Annotated in this window: 15 protein-coding genes; 5 read left to right on the top strand and 10 right to left on the bottom strand. The window is 32.3% G+C overall.

Going from position 1 to position 15,130, the window contains the following annotated elements; translation table 11 throughout:
- Position 1: 1 nt before the first annotated feature.
- On the bottom strand, positions 2-1,264 hold the full coding sequence (locus tag RT99_RS07380; RefSeq protein WP_042564098.1) for a pyridoxal phosphate-dependent aminotransferase family protein: 1,263 nt from the start codon (positions 1,262-1,264) through the stop codon (positions 2-4).
- Between the two features lie 280 nt (positions 1,265-1,544).
- On the opposite strand from RT99_RS07380, the gene nirK reads away from it, so the two are divergent.
- The 3 genes from nirK to RT99_RS07365 are packed head-to-tail and all read left to right on the top strand — an operon-like array spanning position 1,545 to position 4,396.
- On the top strand, positions 1,545-2,993 hold the full coding sequence (nirK, locus tag RT99_RS07375; RefSeq protein WP_042564097.1) for a copper-containing nitrite reductase: 1,449 nt from the start codon (positions 1,545-1,547) through the stop codon (positions 2,991-2,993).
- A 10-nt stretch (positions 2,994-3,003) separates the two neighbouring features.
- Positions 3,004-3,774, top strand: a complete 771-nt coding sequence (locus RT99_RS07370) for a formylglycine-generating enzyme family protein (protein WP_042564096.1) — start codon at positions 3,004-3,006, stop codon at positions 3,772-3,774.
- A gap of 16 nt (positions 3,775-3,790) precedes the next feature.
- Positions 3,791-4,396: an SCO family protein gene (locus tag RT99_RS07365; RefSeq protein WP_042564095.1), complete on the top strand. Its 606-nt coding sequence runs from the start codon at positions 3,791-3,793 to the stop codon at positions 4,394-4,396.
- 36 nt (positions 4,397-4,432) lie between these two features.
- Here RT99_RS07365 and RT99_RS07360 read toward each other — a convergent pair whose 3' ends face one another.
- The 4 genes from RT99_RS07360 to RT99_RS07345 form a co-directional block, all read right to left on the bottom strand.
- The gene (locus RT99_RS07360) at positions 4,433-5,584 is read right to left on the bottom strand and encodes a hypothetical protein (RefSeq protein ID WP_242607177.1); all 1,152 of its coding nucleotides are present in this window, start codon (positions 5,582-5,584) and stop codon (positions 4,433-4,435) included.
- Between the two features lie 157 nt (positions 5,585-5,741).
- Complete coding sequence (gene ric / locus RT99_RS07355; protein ID WP_042564093.1) at positions 5,742-6,464, bottom strand: iron-sulfur cluster repair di-iron protein; 723 nt, start codon at positions 6,462-6,464, stop codon at positions 5,742-5,744.
- Between the two features lie 114 nt (positions 6,465-6,578).
- Positions 6,579-7,100 carry an azurin gene (gene azu / locus RT99_RS07350; protein WP_042564092.1) on the bottom strand — a complete coding sequence of 174 codons (522 nt, stop codon included), beginning with the start codon at positions 7,098-7,100 and terminating at the stop codon, positions 6,579-6,581.
- Positions 7,101-7,125: 25 nt separating this feature from the next.
- Positions 7,126-7,575, bottom strand: a complete 450-nt coding sequence (locus tag RT99_RS07345) for an Rrf2 family transcriptional regulator (protein WP_042564564.1) — start codon at positions 7,573-7,575, stop codon at positions 7,126-7,128.
- Between the two features lie 190 nt (positions 7,576-7,765).
- Between RT99_RS07345 and RT99_RS07340 the strand changes: the two genes are divergently transcribed.
- Together RT99_RS07340 and RT99_RS07335 are read left to right on the top strand one after the other, a co-directional pair.
- Entirely contained in the window at positions 7,766-8,554 is a 789-nt protein-coding gene (locus tag RT99_RS07340) for an NYN domain-containing protein (RefSeq protein ID WP_042564091.1), read from the top strand.
- A 34-nt stretch (positions 8,555-8,588) separates the two neighbouring features.
- On the top strand, positions 8,589-10,100 hold the full coding sequence (locus tag RT99_RS07335) for an FMN-binding glutamate synthase family protein (RefSeq protein WP_042564090.1): 1,512 nt from the start codon (positions 8,589-8,591) through the stop codon (positions 10,098-10,100).
- Positions 10,101-10,175: 75 nt separating this feature from the next.
- Here the strand turns inward: RT99_RS07335 and RT99_RS07330 are convergent, their stop codons facing one another.
- From RT99_RS07330 to RT99_RS07310, 5 genes are all read right to left on the bottom strand, one after another.
- The gene (locus tag RT99_RS07330) at positions 10,176-10,607 is read right to left on the bottom strand and encodes a hypothetical protein (RefSeq protein WP_042564089.1); all 432 of its coding nucleotides are present in this window, start codon (positions 10,605-10,607) and stop codon (positions 10,176-10,178) included.
- A 193-nt stretch (positions 10,608-10,800) separates the two neighbouring features.
- Positions 10,801-11,208, bottom strand: a complete 408-nt coding sequence (locus RT99_RS07325) for a hypothetical protein (protein ID WP_042564088.1) — start codon at positions 11,206-11,208, stop codon at positions 10,801-10,803.
- Between the two features lie 10 nt (positions 11,209-11,218).
- Positions 11,219-12,403, bottom strand: coding sequence for a glycoside hydrolase family 88 protein (locus tag RT99_RS07320; protein WP_042564087.1), 1,185 nt, complete (start codon positions 12,401-12,403; stop codon positions 11,219-11,221).
- 408 nt (positions 12,404-12,811) lie between these two features.
- Positions 12,812-13,198 carry a transposase gene (locus RT99_RS25670; RefSeq protein ID WP_242607176.1) on the bottom strand — a complete coding sequence of 129 codons (387 nt, stop codon included), beginning with the start codon at positions 13,196-13,198 and terminating at the stop codon, positions 12,812-12,814.
- 142 nt (positions 13,199-13,340) lie between these two features.
- A complete protein-coding gene (locus tag RT99_RS07310; RefSeq protein ID WP_371197937.1) occupies positions 13,341-15,062 on the bottom strand; it encodes an ABC transporter ATP-binding protein in 1,722 nt (573 codons plus the stop codon).
- Positions 15,063-15,130: the final 68 nt, after the last annotated feature.

Raw genomic sequence — 15,130 nt, 5'->3', positions numbered from 1 at the left:
ATTAAGCGTCTAAATCAACTGTTGTTCTGCTTGCGATTTCTTTATATGTACCGTTTTCTAATTTTTCACGAATTGCTTCAAAAGCAGTAAGTGTTTCATCAATATCAGCTAAAGTATGTGATGTTGTCGGGATCATTCTCAATAAAATAATTCCTTTTGGAATTACAGGATAAATTACAATCGACAAGAAAATACCGTAGTTTTCTCTTAAATCGTTTACCATAACCATTGCTTCCGGCACACTTCCTTCTAAATAAACTGGTGTAACACAAGTATTTGTATCTCCGATATTAAAATTTCTTGAACGTAATCCGTTTTGTAATGCATTTACATTTTCCCAAAGTTTATCTTTCAATTCCGGGTGATTACGCAATAATTCCAAACGTTTTAAAGAACCAATTGTCTGAATCATCGGTAACGCTTTTGCAAACATTTGCGAACGTAAATTATATTTCAAATAATCGATAATATCTTTATCTGCAGCAATAAAAGCTCCAATATTTGCCATTGATTTTGCAAAAGTTGAAAAGTAAACATCGATACCATCCTGACATCCCTGCTCTTCACCTGCTCCGGCTCCTGTTTTTCCAAGTGTACCAAAACCGTGTGCATCATCAACCAATAAACGGAAATTATATTTTTCTTTTAAAGCAACAATTTCTTTTAATTTACCTTGCTGTCCTCGCATTCCAAAAACACCTTCAGTAATAAAAAGAATACCTCCACCTGTTTCAAGTGCCATTTTGGTAGCTCTTTGCAGGTTTTTTTCCATACTTTCAAGATCGTTGTGCTTGTAAGTAAAACGTTTACCCATATGCAAACGAACACCATCAATAATACAAGCATGTGAATCTACGTCATATACAATAATATCATTTTTAGTAACCAGTGCATCAATAGTAGAAACCATTCCCTGGTAACCAAAATTCAATAAATAAGCTGCAGGTTTCATTACAAACTCAGCCAACTCATTTTCTAACTGCTCATGGTATTTCGTATGTCCTGACATCATTCTGGCTCCCATAGGATAAGCTGCGCCAAATTGAGTAGCTGCATCGATATCTGCCTGACGAACCTCCGGATGATTTGCAAGACCTAAATAGTCATTCAAACTCCAATTTAAAATATTTTTTCCACCAAATTGCATTCTTGGACCAAGTTCACCTTCTAATTTAGGGAAAACAAAATAACCCTCAGCTTGCGAAGCCCATTTTCCTAATGGTCCTTTATTGTTCTGAATTCTTTCGAATAAATCTTTTACCATAAATATATTTTGAAGTAATAATTTTTATTTATACAGGGTGCAAAAATAATGATTATTATTCTAAAATAGAGTTAGCCAATTATTTTTATTAAAAAATATTGAAAATATTGAACTTTAGCTTCAATACTGTAACCTTTTTGCAAGAATTAACCAATCAATTATTTAATTATTAAATACAATTTTTGAAAAAATATAAGTAATATATGACTTTTATCATGATAAAAGACAAAACAGTCTTTTAATTTTACTTCAGATTTAAAACTAAAGTAAACCAATTATTATGAAAAAGAAGAATGATGCCCTTATTGTTATCAGGCTATTTGTATACACCTTTTTTTGTGTATTAATTTTATCTTCCTGTAAAAAAAGTGAAGAACCAGTCGATTACACTACAATTAAAACAGAAGGACAAATGGATGCCGAACTTACCGCTCCGCCAATGGTACCAAAACCAATTGGAAAAAGAGCTGCCATGAAACTGAAGGTAAACATGGAAATTAAGGAACAGGAAGGCACAATGACAGATGGTGTAAAATATACGTACTGGACATTTGGAGGATCTGTTCCGGGAAGTTTTATCAGAACGCGTGTGGGCGATGAAGTTGAGTTTCACCTAAAAAATCATCCGGACAATAAATTACCGCATAACATCGATTTGCATGCCGTTACTGGCCCTGGCGGAGGTGCAACATCATCTTTAGTAGCTCCCGGACATGAAAAGGTGTTTAGCTTTAAAGTTATAAATCCGGGACTTTATGTTTACCACTGTGCGACTGCTCCTGTGGGAATGCATATTGCCAACGGAATGTACGGTTTGATTTTGGTTGAACCTGAAGGCGGACTTCCTCCGGTTGATAAGGAATACTATGTAATGCAGGGCGATTTTTATACGCAGGGCGAATATGGAGCCAAAGGACTTCAACCTTTTGATATGAATAAAGCGATTAAAGAAACTCCTGATTATGTTGTTTTTAATGGAAAAGTAGGATCGATGACAAACGGAAATGAACTTACCGCAAAAGTGGGCGAAACAGTACGTTTATTTGTGGGGAACGGAGGTCCGAATTTAGTTTCTTCTTTTCATGTTATTGGAGAAATCTTTGACAACGTGCATGTTGAAGGTGGCGCTATGATGAATAAAAACGTTCAGACTACATTAATTCCGGCAGGCGGATCTGCTATTGTTGATTTTAAAGTAGAAACTCCGGGAAATTTTATCTTAGTAGATCACTCAATTTTTAGAGCATTTAATAAAGGTGCTTTAGGAATTTTAAAAGTCGAAGGTGCCGAAAATAAAACCATTTATTCAGGAACTATTCAGGAAGGTATTTATTTGCCGGAAGGTGGAACTATTCAAAAAATGCCTGAAACTAAAACTGCAGTAACAACAGCTCCAAAAAGAACTTTGGCTGATAAAATAAAAATTGGAAAAGAAATTTTCGGAACAACTTGTTTTGCCTGTCACCAATCTGAAGGGCAAGGAATTCCGGGAGCTTTCCCTCCTCTTGCAAAATCAGATTATCTGAATGCAGATTCAAAAAGAGCTATCAAAACAATTTTACATGGTTTAAGCGGTGAAATTACTGTAAATGGTAAAAAATTTAATAGTGTGATGCCAGCGCAAAACTTATCTGATGATGAAATAGCCAATGTTATGACTTATATATATAGTAACTGGGGTAATAATAAAACAGAAGTTACACCGGAAATGGTTAAGGCACAACGATAAAATAGAAACAATGGCAAAAAACATTTATATTATTTTTCTATTCTTGGCTCAGATTGGATTCTTAAGAGCGCAAGAATCGAAAATGGTTCCGGTAAAAGAGGGTTCATTTGTCCCTCTTTACGGAGCCACATCGAAAAATCCTGTAAAAGTAAAATCGTTTTTTATAGATGTTTATCCTGTTACTAATGCTGAGTTTTTAAGTTTTATCAAAAAAAATCCAAGCCTTAGCAAATCTAAAATAAAAGGCATTTTTGCTGATAAAAGTTATTTAGCTTACTGGAAAAATGATCTTGATTTTGGAAATGTAAACCCTAAATCGCCTGTAACAAATGTTTCGTGGTATGCCGCCAAAAAATACTGCGAGTGTCAGGGAAAGCGTTTACCAACAATGGATGAATGGGAATATGTGGCTATGGCCGATGAAAAAAAAACAGATGCCAGAACCAAAACAGAATTCAATAAGTACATTCTGTCCTGGTATGAAAAATCAAAAACCTACGAAAATTCAATTGGTCAAACATTCAAAAATTACTGGGGCGTTTATGATATGCATGGATTAGTTTGGGAATGGACAGCCGATTTTAACAGCATTTTTTTATCAGGAGAATCCAGAAAAGATAAAAGTGAAGACAAAAACCTTTTTTGCGGCGGCGCATCTGTCAATGCAACTGACTTAATGGATTATGCTGCATTTATGCGATATGCTTTTAGAGGAAGTCTTAAAGCGCAATATTCGACCCGAAATCTTGGTTTCAGATGTGCTGATACAAAGAAACTTTAATTTTAAATTATTAAAAATGAATAAAACTATACTGGTGTTCATTATTCTTCTTTTTACTTTACAAAGCTGCAAAGACTCTGAAAAAAAAGAAAGCCAACCGATACCAAAAAGCAAAGAAATTAGTGATTTATCAATCTATAATTTACCCTCTGAATGGACAACTCAGGATGGAAAAAATATCGAATTAAAAAGTTTAAATGGTAATGTTCTTGTCATGGTAATGATTTACACATCGTGCAAGGCTGCCTGCCCAAGATTAGTGGCAGACATGAGATCTATTGAAACAAAACTTGACAAACAAACTAAAAAAAACGTAAAACTTATATTGGTAAGTATTGATCCTAAAACCGATACCCCGCAAAGATTAAAGGCTTTTGCAATAGAAAATAAAATGAATCAGGATCCCTGGATTTTTCTTCGCTCTACAGAAGAAAATACACGCGAATTTGCTGCTGTGCTTGCGGTAAATTATAAGCAAATTTCGCCAATCGATTTTTCGCATTCAAATATTATAAGTGTTTTTAATCCAAAAGGCGAATTAATATACCAGCAAGAAGGTTTAGGAGTAAATAACGATAAAACCATAACGATAATAAACGAAGAAGCTAAAAAAATTAAATAGGTTGATTAGTCAAAAACAAGAGAAGATTTTAATTAATCAACTCTTGTTTTTTTTATTTATAATTGAAGTTACAATCAAAATTAATCCTGATACAATTAAAAAACTCGCTGCAAAAATGCTTTCGTAATATCCAGGAAATTTTCCTTTGTTAAAATAGAAAAATGATCCCTGAAGAAATAACAAGACTTCAGTTGCAGCATATCCTAAAATAAAAAACTTCATTCCTAAGCGAAGTATAGAAGATTGATTTGAAAGTATTTTATTCTGAATCAATATTCCGAACAAAAAACCGGTAATTATACCCAATGATGTTAAGTGGATGAATCCAATTACAAAATTTCTTACCTGATGAGAAGTTTCAGCCAGACAAGGTAACAAAACCAATAATTGCAAGCTTATTTTTAGAAATAAAGAACTAAACGCTAACCCATAAACTATTTTGTTTGTTGAATTTAAACTGGCTTTAAAAGTCTTTATTTGAGTTTTTAGCATTTTATAGAAATAAACAAAAACCAAAAGCTGAAGCAAAATGCCACAAGCATTTATCCATCTTAATATTTTCATATCAACAAACCAACTAACAGGAAATGCAACCGTTAAAAGGATTGAAATAACTAGCAAAATTTGAAATATTCTGAAATGTTTTAGATTGATTTGCCCCTTAAATTGTTGTAAAAACAATGCTAAAACTGCTATTAAAAACCAGCCATTAAATTGAAAATGAAGAAAAAACTGAATTGCAATTTGATAAAAAACACTTTGCTTGCCCAATGTACTTATTGCCGGACCAAGACACCAAACCCCAAAAGTGGAAAAAACCATAAACAGAATCGAGATCAATAAAAGTCTTTTATTATAGGTTTTATCAGCTGCTGCATCTTTCCAAACGAGCCAGCAAAAAACATAACTTAATAAAATATGTGCAGTCGAAAATATAATCGAAAACAATCCATAACCCTGAACAGGAAAAGCAATCATCATTCCGATAACTGCACATTCTGTTACCCAGAATAATTGATTGTAAATTGGTTTCTCTCTTTTATTATTTGGAACAAAAAAATGAATGATTAAAATATAAATCATCATGTAAATCCAACCTAACATGGCAACATGAGAATGTGCATGAAGCAGATAAATATAATTTACATTTAAAGGCAAAAGGTATGAAAAACGCAACAGCAAACCCATAATTGAAGCTATAAGAAAGTTGAGAAAACAACAAAGTATCCAACTTTTTTGCGAATTCATTTTAAAAGATATTTTCATTTCTTTTCAAATAAAAATGCACCAAACATAAGTCAAATTTGTGATTTAGTTGGTGCATTAATTTCTAAATTAGTTAGTTTTAGGCAAATTCCTCTTCCAGAATTACAGCTTTAGGAAACAGGATATTATTTTCAAGATGAATGTGTTTGTGCAAATCTTCTTCAAATTCTTTTAACATCGCAAATGTTACTTTATAAGTTGTACATCCATCAGCTGGTGGCGTATAATTATCAGTCAGTTTTGCAATTTCACTAAAACGATCTCCTTCATTTTCATGTTCCTGCATCATCATCGCAATAGGATTTGAAACTGTCCCGAAAGAAGGCTGTGTTAAAACCCCATTAGATTCTTTCGTTTTTACCATTCGTTTAATAAAAGGAAATAACATTAATTCTTCCTTTTTCATGTGCTGTGACAATTCGCCTGCACCTGCGGTAAACAGTTCATTAATTCTAAATAATTCCGGATGTCCTCCACCATGAACTTTACATAATTTATCTAAAAACTGGGTCAAAATAGTTGTTTTATCTTCAACATAACGATGGTGTGTTTTTTCAATATAATCAACCAATAAATCTAATGGCCAGGAATTAAAATCTATCGTATTTCCGTTTTCAGACTGTAGAACATCAAAAACGTTTTGCATTAATACATCTGAATCAATTTCCTGTTTTTCGCAAACTTCTGTTATGGTTCGGTTTCCTTTACAACAAAAATCGATTTGATATTTTGTAAAAACTGCCGCTGTTCTAAAATCCTGTGCTACAAATGAGCCTACTGTTTTATTCTTTAAATTTTCCATTTTTTTAAAATTAGTTATTGTTATTTCTAATTCATTTTAATAAAAGATAAAATTATCTTTTATTAAAATATAAAAAAACTCTAATGCATCATAAAACATTAGAGTTTTTATGTTTTATTCTACAATTAAAACACCTTTCATCATGGCAAAATGCCCGGGAAAAGTACATAAAAAGTTATATGTTCCTTTTTTATCAATTGTAAATTCTATTGTATCTTCTTCTCCTCCGCCAAGTAATTTAGTGTGGGCAATAATTGATGCTTTTTCTGAAGCAGGAATATAATCGGTATCTTTTGCTGTAATTGCTTTTGAAGCAAAAGCAGCTTCATCTGTACCTTCCTGTAAAATAACCAAATTGTGTCCCATGGCTTCTTTTGGTATTTTACCTACATGCTTTAAAGTTAAAGTTATTGGCTTCCCGGCAGTTGCTCTTAATTCGCTTGTATTAAATTGCATTTGATCGTTTCCTTCAACAACCAAAACGTTGCTTACTGCAGTTGCCGCCTGCCCTTCTCCTTCTGTAGTTTCATTTACTTCTGTTGACTCTTCAGTTGGTGCTGTTTCTTTTTTTCCACAAGAAGTTATGGCTAAAAATCCCATTAGCACAAGCATCGAAATTTTGACTTTCTTATTCATTATTAAGTATTTAAATTATAAAATTTTATTCGTTTTTGTTCAATATTTTAAGATGAAAATCGCCCGAATTAACACCCAAAGCCAATTCTTCTAATGTTGTATTGGTTAACATGGCAAGAAGCAATTCCCGTATTTTTTTAAATTCATTATGAACCGGGCAAGGATGTGTTTCTGAACATTCTTTTAATCCAATTCCGCAACCTTTATATATAGTGTTTCCATCAATTGCATCAACAATCTGAATTAATTTGATTGATTTTACGGCTTCTTTTGAAACTTCAAATCCTCCACCCACTCCTTTTGCAGAAGCTATGATTCCGTTTTTGGTTAAAATCTGCATTATTTTGGCCGTAAACGGTTCAGGAGAATCAATTTCTTTTGACACATCTTTTATTCCAACACGAACACCTTCTGATGATTTGGTTGCGATAAATATAGAAGCCCGAATCCCGTATTCGCACGCTTTTGAAAACATATAAAGTTGATTAAATTCCATACAAATATATTCAAACCTATATTAAAAGACAAATTTATCTTTAATTAATTTTTATAGAAAATATCTTATTTATAACCAAAATAATTTATTAGTAACAAAAGACATATTTATCATGAAGTCTAAATAAAAACCAATTTTAGTTTTACCTTTGTTTTCTAACTTGTAAATAATGCCTTTAAATAACGTAAAAGACTTAAAACTAGCTGTTCTTATTGATGCCGACAACGTTCCGTACAGTAACGTAAAAGGTATGATGGAAGAAATCGCTAAATTTGGCACACCAACTACTAAGCGTATTTATGCAGACTGGACCAAACCAAACTCAAATGGGTGGAAAGGCGTTTTACTCGAACATGCCATTACTCCTATCCAACAATACAGTTATACGGTTGGAAAAAACTCATCAGATTCTGCATTGATTATCGACGCAATGGATTTACTTTATTCAGGAAAACTGGATGGTTTTTGCATCGTTTCAAGCGATAGCGATTTTACCCGTTTGGCTATTCGTTTGCGTGAATCAGGCATGAAAGTTATTGGTATTGGCGAAAAGAAAACTCCAAACTCATTTATTGTTGCCTGCGACAGGTTTATTTATATTGAGGTTTTGGATGGAGCAATCCAAAAGAAAAAACTTAAAGCTACCGCAGATGCTAAAAAACCTGTTGAAAAGCCTGTTGAAAAACCTACCGAAAAAGCACTACACAAAATAGACAAACAAACTATTGACCTTATAGAAGCTACAATTGAAGATATCGAAGATGATGACGGCTGGGCATTTTTGGGCGATGTTGGAAATTTAATTGTGAAGAAAAAACCAGAATTTGACCCAAGAAATTATGGCTTTTCTAAGCTTACGCCAATGCTAAAATCTTTAACTGATATTCTTGAAATCGATGAAAGAGAATCAGATAAAAAAGGAATCAAACATGTCTATGTTAGATTACGATTCAATTAATTATTACTTTATTACTTTTTAATTTTTTAAAAACATGAGAAAAAAATTCTTTATCTACGGATTCTTATTGTTTCTAATTGTTGCAGCAACTTATTATTATACTGAACGCGGTTTTTTACTCGTTATAATTTTACCAATACTATTAGTGATTGGTGTTTATAACGCCATTCAAACAAAACATGCCATATTAAGAAACTTTCCTGTTTTGGGTTATTTCAGATATTTATTCGAAATGATTGCACCGGAAATTCAACAATACTTTATTGAAAGATCTACAGACGGAAAACCTTTTTCAAGGAACCAGCGTTCTTTGGTTTATCAAAGAGCTAAAAATATAGATTCAAGTACTCCTTTTGGAACGCAGCTAAACTTAAATCATGATAGTTACGAAGGAATAAAACATTCCATTTTTCCGGCAAAAGTAAACGAAGAACTGCCACGTGTATTGGTTGGTGGAAAAGATTGCAAACAACCTTATCTTGCTTCTTTATTTAATGTTTCGGCCATGAGTTTTGGTTCGCTAAGCGAAAATGCGGTTCGCGCCATTAATATTGGTGCTAAAAAAGGAAATTTTTACCAAAATACCGGAGAAGGTGGTTTAACGGAATTTCATCTTGCAGGTGGTGGTGACATTACCTGGCAAATTGGTACAGGTTATTTTGGCTGTCGCGATGATGATGGAAATTTCAGTCCTGAAAAATTCTCAGAAAAAGCCAATCTCCCAAATGTGAAAATGATTGAGATTAAACTTTCGCAAGGTGCAAAACCAGGTCATGGAGGTGTGCTTCCGGCGGCAAAAAATACAGAACAAATTGCAAAAATCAGAGGTGTTAAACCGCATACGATGATTCTTTCTCCTCCGGGTCACCATGCTTTTTCTGACGGTAAAGGACTTATTCATTTTATAGCACAATTACGTAAATTATCAAACGGAAAACCAATTGGATTTAAATTGTGTATTGGTAACACTAACGAATTTGAAGCTCTTTGTCATGAAATGATTGCCGAAGATATTTATCCTGATTTTATAACTGTTGATGGTGCTGAAGGTGGTACAGGAGCAGCTCCTTTAGAATTTGCTGATGGTGTTGGAATGCCGTTTGAACCTGCATTAATTTTTGTCAATAAAACACTTATCGCATTAAATATTCGTGATAAAATAAGAATTATTGGAAGCGGAAAAATCATTTCAGGCTATTCTATTTTACATGCAGTTGCCCTGGGTGCTGATATGTGTAATAGTGCGCGCGGATTTATGTTTTCACTAGGTTGTATTCAGGCGCTTCGTTGTCATAATAATGAATGTCCAACCGGAGTTGCGACCCAAAATAAAATGCTAATGAAAGGTTTGGTTGTCACCGACAAATCAGATCGTGTGTATCATTTTCATAAAAATACTTTACACGCTGCCAATGAACTTTTGGCTGCAGCCGGCAAAACATCTTTTGCAGATGTTGGTCCTAATATTTTTATGCGTGGAGACGAATTCACACATCTTTCAGATATTTATTTTCCAGATATTCTAACCAATGTTAGAAAACATTAGAATAAAAAATCCTCTTTGTTATCTCAAAGAGGATTTTTTATTTTTTGCAAATTATGTTTTTGACATTCATCCAAATTAAAGCTTTGCTGTTTCTTTTCCAACTACAGAACCATTTTCCAAAACAGCCAATTCTTCTTTATCAACTAATTGCTGAGCAAGGATTATATTGTTGTAGGATAAAAAGTACACATCAAACTTTACTCCTTCTTCAATTAACGATGGAGAAATTTGATCGTTTTTAACCATTTCTTTAAGCAAATCAGGAAAAGTATCTTTATAAGCCAGTTTGTTTATTTCAGTTCCTTCTAAATTGGTTTCAATTCTTATTTCAATTTTATTATCATTTAAAAATGCTTTAGCACTAGTACTAACAACATTTCCTCCTTTTATAGAAGATGAAGTATTGTAATTACTTACATGTTCCTGAATTTTCTGCTTGGTGTTTTTACAGCTTACCAACAACAATACAAAGGCAAAGGCAAATACGATTTGAGTAATTTTTTTCATAATTTTTTGGTTTTATGGTTAAATATTAACTCAAACATAACAAACTTTACAGACAAAAACAATATAAGTTAATAAAAACAAAAACCTAATCACTTGAATATAAATAAATTATTACAAAACTAAAAATCCTATCAGACACAAAAAAGCCCTTTAAACATATTTTAAAGGGCTTTAATTTTTTAAACCAAATCGATTATTTTTTTATTAATTCCGACATAGTCTCAGCGTTTACTATTTCTTTTACAAACACGGTATTGTCATCAGCCAAAAAATAAACATCAAATTGCACGCCTTCATTTACTAATTCTTTCGGAATTTGATCTTTATTAAGCATCTCTTTCAATAAATCCGGAAAACTTTTTAAAGCTGCCGTTTTATTAGATTCATTCTGTTCTAAATTAGTTTCAAAACGCAATTCTATTTTGTTGTCATTTATATATCCTCTGGCAGTCGTAAGCGTTACATTTTCTGCTTTAAAACTGGGAGCGGTACTATTATAAGTGGTAACATATTCCTGAAGTTTCTGTTTTGTGTTTTTACAGCTAATCAGCATCAATATCACAATAATTGCAAACAAAGATTGGGTTATTTTCTTAATCATAACATTAAAATTATTTTAGTTTTTGAAGTCTTAAAAGTGCCTCAAGATAATAATAATCGGCGTAATTAATGGAACAATCTATTTCGCTTCCGGCAGGTTTATGTCCGGTTGAATGCAATAAGAATGCTGAGTTCACTTCATGACTTTGATAATGCCCTGAAAGTTCCACAATCATCTTTTTAGATTTTGAAAGATATTCATTTTTGAGGTTTTTATCTTTTGTATAAGAACTCAATTCAATAAGTGCCGAAGAAACAATTGCTGCTGCAGAAGCATCTCTTGGCTCGTTTGGAATATTGGGTGCATTAAAATCCCAATACGGAATTAAATCCTCCGTCATTAATTTATCCAGATAAACACGGGTTACTTTATGAGCAAAATCTAAAAATTTAGGATCTTTTGTTTCTCTGTAAGTCATTGTAAAACCATAAATTGCCCACGCCTGACCTCTCGCCCACATGCTATCGTCGCTATAACCTTGCGCTGTTCTTCCTTTTATTTTTTTACCTGTTTCATAATCATAAATTAAAACATGATAAGAACTGTAATCAGGTCTAAAATGATTGCTCATTGTAGTTTCAGCATGTTTGACTGCAATATCGTACAGCTTTTTCTTCCCTCCGTTTTTAGATGCCCAAAAAAGCAATTCTAAATTCATCATATTATCGATAATCGTATTGTGCCCTCCATATTTATTGTGCGGCCAGGACTGAATTGTTCCAACTTTTGGGTTAAAAAGTGTCGCCAAAGTATCGGCTGTTTTCAGGATAATATCTTTGTACGCCGTGTTTTTCGTTAATCGATAACCATTTCCGAAACTATTAAAAATTTGAAATCCAAGATCGTGATCATTTGCTTTGCTAACAGATAAAGGCGTCAAAAATCGGCTGAATTTGTCTGCTTCTCTTTCCCATTTTTTATCTCCGGTTGCTTCGTACAAATACCATAATTCTCCTGGCCAGAATCCACTTGTCCAATCTTTATAATCGACAAATTTCCATTCTTTACTTCCTGTTGGGATACTTCTTGGCGAAGTCCCGTCATTTGGAACTACAGTTAATGTTTTCGATGCTTGTACTGCACAATAATCGAGTTGCTTTTTAATATCAAATGAATTTTTTTTTTGTGAATAGGCCATATTCATAAAAGATAAAAAGCTTATTAAAGCACTAAAAATGAATGGTTTTGTAATCATTGTGGTTATAATTTTGGGTAGATAGTTTTGTTTTTAATTGATTAGATAAATTTATAAAATAAAGCTGACCTTTGTGAATCTTTGTATTTTTGTCTACCTAAAATGTACGAATGATTTTTGTACGTCTTCATCTTTGTCAAAGTTTAAAACTTTGACAAAGATTCGGTTCCAATTAAATAAAGGTAAATTGATTTAAATTTCAAAATCGATTAATTTCTCATGGCAGTAAATAAAATTATTTAAATCATGAAATAACCCAATTACTTCTTCTCTCATTAATTTGGTTTTCAATACAGACAAAACTGTAAAATACGATGAAAATTTATACGTTCGAAAATTTAAATTTATATCCGCAGGATTTTGATTTACATAAATTATTACATTTTTTAGATATTCCACACTATTAATTTACTTTCTTTTAAATGGCGATTCAAATAATGGTCCGTGTCTTTTATGAACCTTATTATATGATTGAGTATAAGAACTAATAAATTTACTAATTTGTTTACTTACTAAACTTTGGACTGAATGTAATCCTTGCTTTTTGACTTGATTAACTTTTTGATTTGCAAAAATTAATAGTTCTTTTTCTGATTTTACTTTTATTACAAAATGAAAATGATTTGGCATTAAACAATAACCATATACATCACAAACCTCAATCATATATTTTAAAAATTGCTTCATAAAAAACATATAATTTTCATCTTCTTCAAAAATTTTATTTCCATTAACCCCACGATTATAAATATGATAAAAGCAATCAGACTCCAGGTTTTGTAATCGTATATCCATTTTTATTTTTATGCTTCGAAAATTCAAAGTTAAAAATATTTAAGATTTTTCTTTCTTTTTTAATGTGGAATGCGAAAATCTTTGTCAAAGTTTTAAACTTTGACAAAGATCACGACGCGTAATGCATTCGATAAATTATTCCTTATTCAAGGGTCTGCGTAATTTTATCAATGTTTAAGCTATTTGCCATAGCTGTAAATATTTGATAATAAACATCTTTATTATCATATAATTCATCGTGTGTTCCTTGCTCTACACATTCTCCTTTTTCTAATACAATAATATGCGAAGCATCAATAATTTGAGAAATGCTATGTGAAATAATAATTACGGTTCTGTCCTTTTTTATAGCATCCAGAGATTTTTTTATTTGCTCTGTTGCAATGGCATCCAAACTTGCTGTGGGTTCATCCAGGAAAATAATTGGCGGATTTTTTAAAAATAATCTGGCAATTGCAATTCGCTGCTGTTGCCCGCCTGAAAGCAAATGTGCATCAGAATCATACCCTTTTGGCAATTGTATCACTTGTTCGTGAATGTATGCTTGTTTGGCTGCATCTATAATTTCTGATTTTGTAGCATCAGGATTTCCATAAAGAATATTCTCGGCAATTGTGCCTTTAAAAATGTGATTCTTCTGCAAAACCAAACCAATATTTTTACGCAAAAAATCGGTATCGTAATCATTTAAATCTACCCCATCCAAATAAATTTTTCCTGATGAAGGCAAATAAAACTTATCCAATAAATTGATAATAGTACTTTTGCCCGCACCGCTAAGTCCGACCAATGCGCTGGTTTCATTTGGCTTAATGGTAAAATTAATATTCGAAAGCGCTTTGGTCCCATTCGGATAAACAAAATCTACATTTTTTACTTCTATAAGCCCAACAATTTTCTCCGGGATATAATCTCCGCTTGTTTCTTTTTCCTGATCAGATTCTAAAATTTCAAAAAATCCTTCCGAATAAATCAAAGCATCATTTACTTCATCGTAAATGCGATGCAATTGTCTAATTGGAGATGAAACATTGTTAAACAACATGATATGAAACATAATCGCACCAATTGTCATCGTATTATTCAAAACAAAATAAGCGGTGAGAATAATGATAATCACAACTCCTATTTGTTCAATAAAACCTTTTATACTTTCAAAAATGAAACTCGTTTTTCTGGTCGCCAATTGATTTTCGGTCATTTCAAATTGAATATTCTTATGACGATCGGCTTCCATTGGTTCACGAACAAAAGATTTAATAACCGTTATAGATTCGATTAAACTTATGATTCCGTTATTCTTTGTTTCACGATAATTCCGCATTCTCCTTCTAAAACCGCTTAATTTACTGGCTTGCAATTGGCTTACATAAAAATAAATAGGAATAATACACAAGCTTACTAAACCAACATAAACATTGGCATAAAACATCAATATCAATGCAACAAAAGCATTTGCAAATAAGGGCAGGATATCAATAAAAAAATTCTGAACCAATCTTGTCAAACTGCTGATCCCTAAATCTATTCTGGTTTGAAGTTTTCCGCTTTCATTTTCGTTTGAGGTATAAAACTTCATTCTGTAAGTCAGAATTTTTTCGACTATTGACTGGGAAATATCACGGGTTATAAAAATTCGCAGTTTTTCTCCATAAAACTTCTGTCCAAACTGTACTATTGAATAAACCAACTCTTTAGTAAGCAATACAATACTAATAATTTCTAGTAAATGAAATCCTTTGGACAAAGGTTCATGCGCTACCATCAATTTACTGATAGAATCAACCGTATACTTTAATATTAAAGCATTTACCTGTGCCGCAAATGAACCTAAAAAAGTAAGCAGTAAAGTAGCAATTACCATTTTTCGATATGGTTTAACAAAAGGTGTTATTTTTTTATAGAGCGCGGATATCTGCATTTATTTTTTTT

This window comes from Flavobacterium sp. MEB061, assembly GCF_000834715.1.
GTDB classification, from domain to species: domain Bacteria; phylum Bacteroidota; class Bacteroidia; order Flavobacteriales; family Flavobacteriaceae; genus Flavobacterium; species Flavobacterium pectinovorum.
The sequence above is the reverse complement of the archived record's forward strand: the minus strand, read 5'-3'. Positions and strand labels throughout refer to the sequence as shown.

What these genes read in the sequence shown, in the direction of transcription:
- RT99_RS07325 (WP_042564088.1), bottom strand. Translation starts at nt 11,208, where the DNA reads ATGATTAAGAAAATAACCCAATCTTTGTTTGCAATTATTGTGATATTG.
- azu (WP_042564092.1), bottom strand. Translation starts at nt 7,100, where the DNA reads ATGAATAAGAAAGTCAAAATTTCGATGCTTGTGCTAATGGGATTTTTA.
- RT99_RS07310 (WP_371197937.1), bottom strand. Translation starts at nt 15,062, where the DNA reads ATGGTAATTGCTACTTTACTGCTTACTTTTTTAGGTTCATTTGCGGCA.
- RT99_RS07340 (WP_042564091.1), top strand. Translation starts at nt 7,766, where the DNA reads ATGCCTTTAAATAACGTAAAAGACTTAAAACTAGCTGTTCTTATTGAT.
- ric (WP_042564093.1), bottom strand. Translation starts at nt 6,464, where the DNA reads ATGGAAAATTTAAAGAATAAAACAGTAGGCTCATTTGTAGCACAGGAT.
- RT99_RS25670 (WP_242607176.1), bottom strand. Translation starts at nt 13,198, where the DNA reads ATGGATATACGATTACAAAACCTGGAGTCTGATTGCTTTTATCATATT.
- RT99_RS07330 (WP_042564089.1), bottom strand. Translation starts at nt 10,607, where the DNA reads ATGAAAAAAATTACTCAAATCGTATTTGCCTTTGCCTTTGTATTGTTG.
- RT99_RS07320 (WP_042564087.1), bottom strand. Translation starts at nt 12,403, where the DNA reads ATGATTACAAAACCATTCATTTTTAGTGCTTTAATAAGCTTTTTATCT.
- RT99_RS07380 (WP_042564098.1), bottom strand. Translation starts at nt 1,264, where the DNA reads ATGGTAAAAGATTTATTCGAAAGAATTCAGAACAATAAAGGACCATTA.
- RT99_RS07345 (WP_042564564.1), bottom strand. Translation starts at nt 7,575, where the DNA reads ATGTTTTCAAAAGCGTGCGAATACGGGATTCGGGCTTCTATATTTATC.
- RT99_RS07365 (WP_042564095.1), top strand. Translation starts at nt 3,791, where the DNA reads ATGAATAAAACTATACTGGTGTTCATTATTCTTCTTTTTACTTTACAA.
- RT99_RS07370 (WP_042564096.1), top strand. Translation starts at nt 3,004, where the DNA reads ATGGCAAAAAACATTTATATTATTTTTCTATTCTTGGCTCAGATTGGA.
- RT99_RS07335 (WP_042564090.1), top strand. Translation starts at nt 8,589, where the DNA reads ATGAGAAAAAAATTCTTTATCTACGGATTCTTATTGTTTCTAATTGTT.
- RT99_RS07360 (WP_242607177.1), bottom strand. Translation starts at nt 5,584, where the DNA reads ATGGGTTTGCTGTTGCGTTTTTCATACCTTTTGCCTTTAAATGTAAAT.
- nirK (WP_042564097.1), top strand. Translation starts at nt 1,545, where the DNA reads ATGAAAAAGAAGAATGATGCCCTTATTGTTATCAGGCTATTTGTATAC.